Source organism: Streptomyces sp. NPDC057438, from assembly GCF_042802995.1.
In the GTDB taxonomy this organism is placed as follows: domain Bacteria; phylum Actinomycetota; class Actinomycetes; order Streptomycetales; family Streptomycetaceae; genus Streptomyces.
Genome location: NZ_JBHVDD010000071.1, coordinates 45,438 through 55,333, shown reverse-complemented (window position 1 = coordinate 55,333; position 9,896 = coordinate 45,438). Strand labels below are relative to the sequence as shown.

8 protein-coding genes are annotated in these 9,896 nt (G+C 72.0%); 5 read left to right on the top strand and 3 right to left on the bottom strand.

All coding sequences use genetic code 11. The features are described from left to right. The first annotated feature begins 117 nt into the window (after positions 1-117). The 4 genes from ACFU5F_RS30650 to ACFU5F_RS30635 are packed head-to-tail and all read left to right on the top strand — an operon-like array spanning position 118 to position 5,531. Positions 118-1,029, top strand: coding sequence for a carbohydrate ABC transporter permease (locus tag ACFU5F_RS30650; RefSeq protein WP_383894157.1), 912 nt, complete (start codon positions 118-120; stop codon positions 1,027-1,029). Further along, positions 1,026-1,928, top strand: coding sequence for a carbohydrate ABC transporter permease (locus tag ACFU5F_RS30645; RefSeq protein ID WP_383894154.1), 903 nt, complete (start codon positions 1,026-1,028; stop codon positions 1,926-1,928). Before ACFU5F_RS30650 ends, ACFU5F_RS30645 begins: the two co-directional genes overlap by 4 nt. Before the next feature lie 2 nt (positions 1,929-1,930). Next, entirely contained in the window at positions 1,931-3,685 is a 1,755-nt protein-coding gene (locus ACFU5F_RS30640; RefSeq protein WP_383894152.1) for a hypothetical protein, read from the top strand. Positions 3,686-3,698: 13 nt separating this feature from the next. Then, positions 3,699-5,531: a hypothetical protein gene (locus ACFU5F_RS30635; protein WP_383894150.1), complete on the top strand. Its 1,833-nt coding sequence runs from the start codon at positions 3,699-3,701 to the stop codon at positions 5,529-5,531. A 49-nt stretch (positions 5,532-5,580) separates the two neighbouring features. Here ACFU5F_RS30635 and ACFU5F_RS30630 read toward each other — a convergent pair whose 3' ends face one another. Next, a complete protein-coding gene (locus tag ACFU5F_RS30630) occupies positions 5,581-6,246 on the bottom strand; it encodes a nucleoside/nucleotide kinase family protein (RefSeq protein ID WP_383894148.1) in 666 nt (221 codons plus the stop codon). Between the two features lie 92 nt (positions 6,247-6,338). Between ACFU5F_RS30630 and ACFU5F_RS30625 the strand changes: the two genes are divergently transcribed. Then, a complete protein-coding gene (locus tag ACFU5F_RS30625; RefSeq protein WP_383894146.1) occupies positions 6,339-7,217 on the top strand; it encodes an ANTAR domain-containing protein in 879 nt (292 codons plus the stop codon). 43 nt (positions 7,218-7,260) lie between these two features. On the opposite strand, the gene ACFU5F_RS30620 is transcribed toward ACFU5F_RS30625, so the two are convergent. Together ACFU5F_RS30620 and ACFU5F_RS30615 are read right to left on the bottom strand one after the other, a co-directional pair. Beyond that, positions 7,261-8,376, bottom strand: a complete 1,116-nt coding sequence (locus ACFU5F_RS30620; protein WP_383894143.1) for a serine hydrolase domain-containing protein — start codon at positions 8,374-8,376, stop codon at positions 7,261-7,263. Between the two features lie 130 nt (positions 8,377-8,506). Beyond that, a complete protein-coding gene (locus tag ACFU5F_RS30615) occupies positions 8,507-9,883 on the bottom strand; it encodes a CAP domain-containing protein (protein ID WP_383894140.1) in 1,377 nt (458 codons plus the stop codon). Positions 9,884-9,896 lie beyond the last annotated feature (13 nt).

Here is a 9,896-nt window from a genome sequence, read left to right as displayed (position 1 = left end):
GGGTCCAGACGCCGCCCGGCCCGGGCGCCCGCGCAGCGCCGGGCTCATGGTGTGAGCCCGCAGGGCCCACGCCGGTGAGCCCGCAGCAATCCATTCCACCAGCACGGAGTCAGGAAGATGACAAAACGCGCCTCGGCCGTGTCCGCGAGCCCGCCCAGGAGACGGAACAAGTACACCCTTGCGCCGCTCGTCCTCATCGCGGCCAATGTCGTGCTCTTCTCGCTGTTCTTCGTCTGGCCGGCGGTGATCGGGCTCGTCTACAGCTTCACGAACTACACGGGAGTGGGGGCGTTCCAGTACATCGGACTGGAGAACTACCACAACCTGTTCGGGGACTCCACCTTCTACGCGGCGCTGACCCGGACGCTGCTGTACGCCGTGCTCTTCGTACCGCTGAACTTCGCGGTCTCGCTGCTCACCGCCAACCTGCTGGTGAGCAAGCACGCCAAGGGTGGGTCGGTGGCCCGCGTCATCTTCTTCATCCCCTGGCTCCTGTCGCCCATCGTCGTCGGTGTCCTGTGGCGGTGGCTGTTCGGTGAGAACTTCGGACTGGTCAACTACATCATCGAGCAGTTCGGCGGCAGCGCCGTTCCGTGGCAGTCGAACGCGGACCTGTCGCTGATCGTGGTGGTGATGGCCGCGTCCTGGGCCTGGACCGGTTTCTCGATGCTGCTGTTCATCGCGGCGATCAAGAACGTACCGGTGTCCTACTACGAGGCGGCCTCGCTCGACGGCGCCGGCCCGTGGCGCCAGTTCTTCAGCATCACGCTGCCGAGCATCGCGCCGACCTCGTTCATCGTCATCCTGCTCAACACGATCAACGCGATGAAGGAATACCCGGTGTTCGTCGCCCTCAACAACGGCGGACCCGGCACGTCGAACAACCTGCTCGTCCAGTACATCTACGAGACCGGATTCAAACGGGGCCAGATCGGCTACGCGAGCGCCGCGTCGTTCGTGCTCATGCTCATCCTGATGGCCGTCGCGATCATCCAGCTGATCGTCAACCGGCGGGTGGAGAACCGATGACAACCACAGACATCCCCCGCCCGGTCGACGCCGGGTCCGGACGGCCCGTCTCCAAGAAGCGGCCCCGTGGGGCCGCCACCGGCGGCCTCCGGCAGGCGGTCTCCGCGACGACCCTGCTGTGGATCCTGGCGTGCCTGTACGGGCTGCCGGTGCTGTGGTTCATCCTCAGCTCCTTCAAGCCGGCCAGCGACCTGTTCTCCTATCCGCTGACGCTGGTCCCGCACAACCCGACCCTGTCGGGCTTCGAGGCGGCGTGGGACAGCGCCAACTTCTCCCAGTACTTCATCAACACGGCCATCGTGTGCGTGATCACGACGATCCTCACGGTGGGTGTCAGCTGCTGCACCGGGTACGCGCTGGCCAAGTACGACAACCGATGGCTCAAGGCCTTCTTCATCTGCATCCTGGCCACCACGATGCTGCCGGGCGAGGTCATGCTCGCCCCGTCGTTCCTGGTGGTCCGCGACCTCGGCCTCTACAACTCGTTCAGCGGCATCATCCTGCCGGCCGTGCTCACCGCGACCGGATGCTTCATGTTCCGCCAGTTCTTCCTGACGGTTCCCGACGAACTCGTGGAAGCCGCGCGCATCGACGGCGCGCGTGAGCTGTCGATCTTCATGCGGATCATGGTGCCGATCTCCCGGCCCATCATGCTCACCCTCGCCATCCTGTCCTTCCAGTGGCGCTGGAACGACTACATCTGGCCGCTGCTGATGCTCAACGACCCCAACAAGTTCACCGTGCAGATCGGTATCCAGAGCATCGTCGGCGCGCAGAACATCAACTGGTCGATCCTGCTCGGCGCTTCGGTCATCTCCATGATCCCGCTGATCCTCGTCTTCCTGGTCTTCCAGCGCTATGTCATGGGCGCCGACATCAACGCCGGCCTGAAGGACTGACCTTGTCCACCCCGCTCGACCACGCGTTCGTCCGTGCGGCGGCCCACGCCGCCGACCGGACGGCCGCCCCGCTCGCGGCCCGCCCCGACGGGGAACCCACCGGTGTGCCGCACCGTGGTCTGGCGTCGCGGGTGAAGACCCTGGTCGCGGCCTACCGTTCCCCCGACTCGGCCCTGCACGGCGACGGGCGGGCCGTCGCCGCCGCGCTGACCCACCTCGGCGCCCTGCGGGCCGCGCAGACCACCACCGGCCTCTTCGCCGGCGGCGACAACGTGCAGTCACCGCCGGACTCCGCGTTCACCGTCAACGACGTGTGCGACGCCTACGTCCTCGCCGCGGACGCGGGTCCGGACCTGCACGACGTCACGGCCGCGCTCGCCGAGATCGCCGACGCCGCCACCGGGAGCCTGCTCACCGGTGGGGTGCACACCCCCAACCACCGCTGGGAGCTGGCAGCGGCGCTCGCCCGGCTGCACCGCTCGTTCCCGGACGACCGGCTGCTCGACCGCGTCGGTGAATGGCTCGCCGAGGGCGTCGACATCGACGCGGACGGCCTGTACTCGGAACGCAGTGCCGTCTACGCGTCCCAGGTGACCAACCCGTCGCTGCTTCTGCTGGCCGACGTGCTCGACCGCGCCGACCTCCTGGACGCCGTCGAACGCAATCTCGCCACGACCCTGGACCTGATCAGGCCGGACGGCACCGTGGAGACCGTCCACTCGCGCCGCCAGGACCAGCACCATCCCTTCCCGCTGGCGCCCTACCTGTCGCACTACCGGCTGCTAGCGATCCGCACCGGCCGGGGCGACTTCGCCCGGGCGGCCCGGCTGGCGGCCGCCGGTGGCATCGACGACCCCGACCTGCTCGCCCGGACCCTCCTCACCCCGGACCTGTGCCGTGCCCTGCCGGCCCCGGCCGAGGAGACACTTCCGCGCGGCCGGTACCTCCCCACCGCGCGCCTCGCCGCGCGCGCCTCGGCCACCGCGCACACGGTGGTGTACGGCGGCTCTGACGTGCCCCGGCACCGGCGCATCCGCTCGGGCCTCGCCTGCAACCCCACCTTCCTGCGGCTGTTCGCCGGCGAGGCCGTCCTCGACGCCGTCCGGCTCTCGCGGGGGTTCTTCGACCTGGGCCCGTTCCGCGCCGCCGACACGGAACAGCTCACCGACGACCGGTACCGGCTCACCGAGACCCTCACGGCCGCCTACTACCAGCCGCTCCCGAAGGGCGAGAGGCGGGACGACGGCGCCTACCGGCTGGTGGACGACGGACGCTTCTCGGCCTCCATGGCCTTCCCGGGCCGGCCCCGGGACGAGGTCTCCCACACGACCCGCGTCGAGGTGGACCTGAGGGACGACGGCGCCGACCTGCGGATCGACATCAGCGGCCCCCGGGTGCCCTGGGCCCTCGAACTCACCTTCCGGCCGGGCGGCTCCCCGGAGGGCGCCGAACCGATCGGCGACGGACGCTGGTGCCTGACGAACGGGCCGATGACCTACCGGGCCGGTGACGACGAGATCCGGGTGGAGGTCGGCATCGAGGCGGGTGAACCACTCGCCGGGCCCGACCGCGCCGACATACTGCGGTACGACCCGGGCCAGGACCACACCGTGGTCGGCGGCACCGACGCGACGACGGGGAACCGCGTCCACCTCGGCGGCTCCGGCCCGCACACCCTGACCCTCGCCCTGCGCGCCCACCGGTCCGCACCCCCCCGCGTGACCCCGACAACCACGCCATCGCCACCCCAGGCATGAAGGACTGATCCCCGTGCACCTCCCCCGCCAGCTCGGTTCGCTGCACGACCTGCCGGACACCCCGGAGGCGTACGACGCCGTGCTCGCCGACGTCACCGAGCAGGCCCTCGCGCGCCTCACGCCCGCGGGCAGCCTCGAACACCCCGACTGCTTCGACGACATCGGCGACACCTCCCTCGGGATCACCTCCCTGCTCGCCCTCGCCTGGCAGCGCACCAAGGACCCGCGGCTGCCCGAGGCCGTCCGCCGCAGCACCGACTTCCACCTCCGCGAGCGGGTCTACACGGACGACAACCCCGGCTACCCGAACCTGCGCGTGCGTGACTCCGGCTTCCCCTACGCCCGCTACACCCTGGAGTCCGGCGCCCACCCCATCGGCGACTGGCCGAGCACGGTGTGGGCGCTGCTCCAGGCGGTCGACCTGCTCGACCTCGCCGACGGCCTCCTCGACGACGAGCGCACCGCCGCCCTCAGGGAGATGAGCCGCGGGTACTGGCGCTGGCTGACCGAGGCGACCTTCTTCAACCCGCAGGAGGCCGGCAACCAGGCCCTCGGCTGTGTCGTCGGCGGCCTGATGCTGGCCCGGCACCTCCCTCCGGAGGAGGGCGCGCAGGTCCGCGCCCACGCGCTCACCCTCTACACCGAGGAGATCCGCGCCCACCGGGTACGCGACCGGGGCGCCCTCCTCCCGCCGGAGCACGGCGGTGCCTGGGACAACAACTACGGCCCGATCTCCCTGTCCTTCCTCGCCCAGGCCCACCGCGTCAGCGGCGAGGCCGTCTTCGCCGAGGACGGCGAGGCGGTCGCCCGCTACCTGGACGCCCGACTGACGAACGGCGGCTTCGACTTCGGCGGCCCCCGCTACAGCGAACAGCACTCCGGCTTCGAGGCCGTCCTCGGGCTGCGCTACTTCGGCCACCGCGTCGGCGCCGACCTCGGCCGCTACCGGGGCGACACCCGCTGGGGCCGCCACGCGGTCAAGCCGGACGGCGGTGTCGACGGCCACTTCGCGTGGATGCTGGTCTGGCAGATCGAGGACACCACGCCCTGGCACCGCACCCCGTCCCCGGCGACGGCCCGCCACCAGCTGCGCTCCGGCCGCGTCTCGGTCGCCTTCGACGGGAGGATGACCCCCTGCCTGGTGGAGGCCGACAGGACGTACTTCCTCCCGGCCGCCGTCAACCGGCAGCACGGCTTCGGCCCGGTCGTCGACGGCTTCCTGCTCTGCCGCCCCATGGGGGAGACCCGTGTCCGGGACGTCCGGACCGACGGCCTCACCGCCAAGCTGGTCACCAAGCCGGTCGTCACCCGCGACCACGTCCTGCGGCACGTGCGCTCCCTGTACGTCACCGACGGCACCCGGCTGTGGACCACGGTCGCCGTCGAACGCCTCCCCGGCGAGCCGTACCTGCTGGCCGGCCTGCCCTACCTGGTGGACGACGCCGACGGCCTGCGCCGGATCGCGGACGCCGAGGTGGCCTCCGCGGGCGACCTGTGGCTGACCCACCCCGCCGCCGAGGGCCCGGAGTACTTCGACGCCCGCGCCGACACCACCCAGGAGCAGGCCGCCTTCGCCCTCGCCGCCGACCCCCGCGGGTACGGCAACCCCGACGAGGGCTGGTCCCACCTGGTGGCCTCCACGGCCGTCGAGGCGACGCCCGCGCCGGGCGCACCCGAGGACCTGCACGTCTTCGCCGTACGGTACGGGGGCCCCGGCGAGGTCTTCGAGCCCGCCTTCGACCGGACCCCGGACGGACTGCGGGTGAGCACGGAGGCGTTCACGGCCGTCATCGGGGACCCGGCGGGCGACGAACGGGGCGAGCCGACCCTGACGCTCCGCGCCTGACACCCCTCCCGGACCGGCAGCCCGGCGTTCCTGACGACGCCGGGCTGCCTCATGTCCAGGTGCCCGCCTCCACCGCCGGCATCGCCGCCGCCGGCACCACCAGGTCGGCGCGGGACCTCGTCGACGCCACCAGCTCCGCGTTGCGCCGATCCGAGCCCAGGACCCAGGCGACCGCCTCGTCGTGGCCCTTGCCGAACTCCTCGTGCCGGGCCACGAGCCGCCGCACCCGCTCGCCCTCGTCGAGGTCGCAGAACCAGACCTCGTCGAGCCGGGACCGCACGCGCGGCCAGACCCCCTCCTCCAGCAGGAGGTAGTTCCCCTCGGTGACGACCAGCCGGGCGGACGGCGGCACCGGGATCGCCCCCGCGACGGGCTGCTCCAGGGTCCGCTCGAACCCCGGCGCGTACACGACGTCGTCCCCGTCCCGGCGCAGCCGCTCCAGCAGGGCCGCGTAGCCCGCCGCGTCGAACGTGTCCGGCGCGCCCTTGCGGTCCCGGCGGCCGAGGCGGTCGAGTTCCGCGTCGGCCAGATGGAAGCCGTCCATGGGGACATGGGCGGCCCAGGGCGCACCGTCGCCGTTGAGCACCCGGGTGAGCCGCTCGGCGAGGGTCGTCTTCCCCGCGCCGGGGCCGCCGGCGATACCGAGCAGGGTCCGGCGGCCGGGGCGGGCCAGGGAGGCGGCCCGGCGCAGCAGGTCGTCGAAGGTCAGGGGCATGCGTCGACGGTAGCCTCCCTCCGGCGTACTCGGACAGGGACCGGGCAGACGAGCAGCGCTGCTGCCGGAACGAGAACAGCGGAAGGTGCGGGATGAGAGCGGGACCCAGGCCGGAGCCCGAGGGCGGGGACGAGGCGGTCCGGGAGGAACTGGCGCGGCTGCGCGCCGAGGTACGCAGGCTGCGCACCGGGGCGGACGGGCGGACCCTGATCGCCCAGGCCCAGGGCATGCTGCGGGAGCGCTACGCGCTGCAGGACGCCGAGACCGCGTTCGCACTGCTGCAGCGGGCCTCGCAGCAGTACAACGTCAAGCTGCGCACCCTGGCCGGCGCGGCACTGGGGGCGCCCCGCCCGGACGGCCGGAGCGCCCGGTGGTTCCCCGGCCGCATCCGGCGGGCCGAGCCGGCTCTCGGCTTCGCGGCGGCACGCCCGCCCCGCGCCGGGCGCGGCAACCGGAGCGAGGTGCTCGCCGCCGTCCTCGAGCGGACCCTCGCCGTCGTCGGCACCGGCATGGGCAACGTCCAGATCGCCGACCGGGCCGAGGGCGGACTGCGCATCGAGAGACACACGGGACTCACCGCGGACTTCGTCGACTTCTTCGCGTACGTCGGCGACGACGGCACCGCCTGCGCCCGTGCCGCACGGGAGGCGTCCCAGGTCACGGTCCGGGACGTGGCCACGGACCCGGTGTTCACCGAGGACGCCCGCGAGGCGATCCTGCGCGCGGGCAGCCGCGCCTGCCACAGCGTGCCGCTCACCTCCTCCTCCGGGCTGGTCGTCGGCATGGTCTCGGCCCATCTCGAACGCCCGCTGCGGGGTCTGACCCGCGCCCAGACCAAGGAGCTGACCGTCGTGGGCGCCGAGGCCGGCGAGTGGCTCGCCTGGTACGACCGGACCGTCGTCCTCGACGCCCTGGAACACCTCCACACCCTCGGCCGTGCCCACGGTGGCGGTGGCATCAGCAGACGGTGAAAGCGGCCCGCCCTCATCCGCCGCCGGAGGCGCACCGGCCGGCTCAGCCGCAGAAGGTGGACTCCAGCGTGCTGTTCACCGTCGCGTACACCGTGCCGTTGTTGGACGTGTTGGCGAACGAGGTCACGCTGCGCTTGCCGTTCTTCGAGGTGAACGCCCACGTGTAGTAGCCCTGCACGGTCCCCGTGTGCCCGTACACCGAGACCCCGCACGACAGATCACGCCGGCGCAGCCCCAGCCCGTACGCCTGGGTGCTGTTCACCGGTGTCCACGTCAGCATCTGCTTGAGCTGGGCGGCCGAGGTGAGCTTGCCCCGCACCAGCGCGGACATGAACTTGTTGAGGTCCTTGGCGCCGGAGACCAGACCGCCCGCGCTCTGCGCCCACGACGTCGTCTGCTGTGTCGAGTCGATCTTCTTCCCGGTGGAGTCGGCGGTCATGTAGCCGCGGGAGTACTTGCCGGGGATCGTGTTCTTCGGGTGGACGTAGAACGTCTCGGTCAGCTTCAGCGGCTTGATGATCCGGTCCTGGTAGGCCGTCGCCACCGGCTTCTTGGTGATCTTCTCGATGAGCATGCCCGCGACCACGAAGTTGGCGTTCGAGTACGCGTAGGCCGCGCCCGGCTTGTTGGTGCGCGGCTCGGCGAGGGACATGTCCATCAGCTGACGGTAGGTGAACACCTTGTTCCGCACCTTCTCGAACCCCGCCACGCTCGGGGAGAAGAGGGTGTTGGCGTAGTCGTACAGCCCGCTGCGGTGACTGAGGACGTGCCGCACGGTGATCTTCCTGTCCGGCAGCAGTCCCGGCAGATACGTGTCGACCGAGGAGTCGAGCTTGACCTTGCCCTCGTCGACCAGTTGCAGCAGGACCACCGCCGTGAACGTCTTGGTGACGCTGCCGACCCGGATGCGGTCCCCGGTGCCCAGCGCCCGCTTGGTGGACCGGTCCGCGACCCCTTCCGCCAGGTGGTGCACCGTGCCGTTGTCGTCGATCCTGGCGAACGCGCCCGGTGCCCCCTGCGACAGCGCCGTGCGCAGCAGTTTTCGCAGCCCGGTCGTGTCGGGCCCCGCCTGCGGGGCCGCGTGGGCGGGGGCCGTCACGAGGGACAGGACGATCGCGCCCAGCGCCGCCACACCCGTACCCACGGTTCTCGAAACCATCTGATCCGTCTCCCGTTGCTCTCCGTCATCGACAGGGTGCATTGGAGTCCAGTGATCACGGAGAGTCAAGTAGCTGAGTGGGGAGGCGAGTTGACCGACCCGAAAGAGGGACAGTCACGGCGGGTCGGTTTCAGCCGCCGAACAGCTGGGTCCAGTAGGTGCCGGCCGTGCCACCGCCGACGAAACCGACACCTATGTGGGTGAAGCCGGGTTTGAGGATGTTGGCGCGGTGCCCGGGGCTGTTCATCCAGCCGCGCACCACCTCGGCGGCGGAGCGCTGGCCGCACGCGATGTTCTCACCGACCGACCGGTGGGCGGATCCGGCCGCGGCCGCGCGGTGCCACGGTTCGCCCCCGTCGGGAGAGGTGTGCGCGTAGAAGGCCCGCGCCACCATGTCGGCGCTGTGCGCCTGGGCGGCGTCGGTCAGGTGCGGGTCGGGGGAGAGCGGCGGGAGGCCGGCCCCGGCCCGTTCGGTGTTGGTGAGGGTGATGACCTCGGTGGCGGTCCGGTGGAGGCCGGCCAGGGAGAAGGGGTGGGCCCACAGGGCCGTCCAGAAGACGGTTCCCGACCGGGGGTCGGTGGTGTGACCGAGCCCCGTCTCGCTCCAGGCGGAGTCGAGGAGGGTACGCCCGGCCGTGTCGTCGGAACGGCAGTAGTCCACGAACTCGGCGGCGGTGCGGGGGCCGGAGACCAGGTGCTCGCCGATGGTGAGGTAGGCGTAGCCGGTGCCGGTGACGCGTTGGTGGACGGAGACGCCGTCCCGGCCCTCGGCGGCGAGCCGGCCCTGGGCGGCCATCGCGGCGGCGTGCGCCCGGGCGGCGGCCGACAGACGGCTGTCGAGGGAGACGGGCGCAGAACCCGCGTCGGAGCGGACGGCGTTGACCAGGCCGAGGAAGTCGGTGGCGGCGGGGGAGGGCGACGGGATGGTGGGGCGCAGGTGCGTCGGTGAGGGCAGGCCCCGCCCGCGCGGCCGAGCCGCGGGGGGCGTGGCTCCGCGCCCCGGCCGGGGCGGTGGCGTGGGCGTCTCCTCCTCCAGCACCTCCACGCCGAAGTCCCTGGCCACTCCCGCCAGGCCGTCCGCGTATCCCTGCCCGAGGGCCCGCAGCTTCCAGCCCGGTCCCCTGCGGTACAGCTCCGCCAGGAGCAGTACGGTCTCGTCGGTGGGCCTCGGCGGGGTGAAGCGGGCGATCGTGCGGCCCGCGGGGCCGGTGACGAGCAGGGTCGGGGCGGGCAGGTGGCCGAGCGGCGTGCCCGGGACGGCGGGGCTGACCGCGACGGTGAGGCGGGTCGCGCCGGGGCGCAGGGCGGCCGGGTCCACCGTCAGGCTCTGGCCGGTCAGCCGGGCGCCCGGTGTCGTCGGCTGGTTGTAGAAGACGAAGTCGGCGTCGCCGCGGACCTTGCCGGTGTCGTCGGTGACGAGCGCGGACACGTCGAAGGGGCCCGGCACCCTGATCGTCAGGGTGCCGCCCGGCAGGGGGAGATTGCCCCCGGGAACCAGCTCGCTCATCGGTGCCGTCCGT

What these genes read in the sequence shown, in the direction of transcription:
- ACFU5F_RS30650 (WP_383894157.1), top strand. Translation starts at nt 118, where the DNA reads ATGACAAAACGCGCCTCGGCCGTGTCCGCGAGCCCGCCCAGGAGACGG.
- ACFU5F_RS30645 (WP_383894154.1), top strand. Translation starts at nt 1,026, where the DNA reads ATGACAACCACAGACATCCCCCGCCCGGTCGACGCCGGGTCCGGACGG.
- ACFU5F_RS30630 (WP_383894148.1), bottom strand. Translation starts at nt 6,246, where the DNA reads ATGCCCCTGACCTTCGACGACCTGCTGCGCCGGGCCGCCTCCCTGGCC.
- ACFU5F_RS30625 (WP_383894146.1), top strand. Translation starts at nt 6,339, where the DNA reads ATGAGAGCGGGACCCAGGCCGGAGCCCGAGGGCGGGGACGAGGCGGTC.
- ACFU5F_RS30620 (WP_383894143.1), bottom strand. Translation starts at nt 8,376, where the DNA reads ATGGTTTCGAGAACCGTGGGTACGGGTGTGGCGGCGCTGGGCGCGATC.
- ACFU5F_RS30615 (WP_383894140.1), bottom strand. Translation starts at nt 9,883, where the DNA reads ATGAGCGAGCTGGTTCCCGGGGGCAATCTCCCCCTGCCGGGCGGCACC.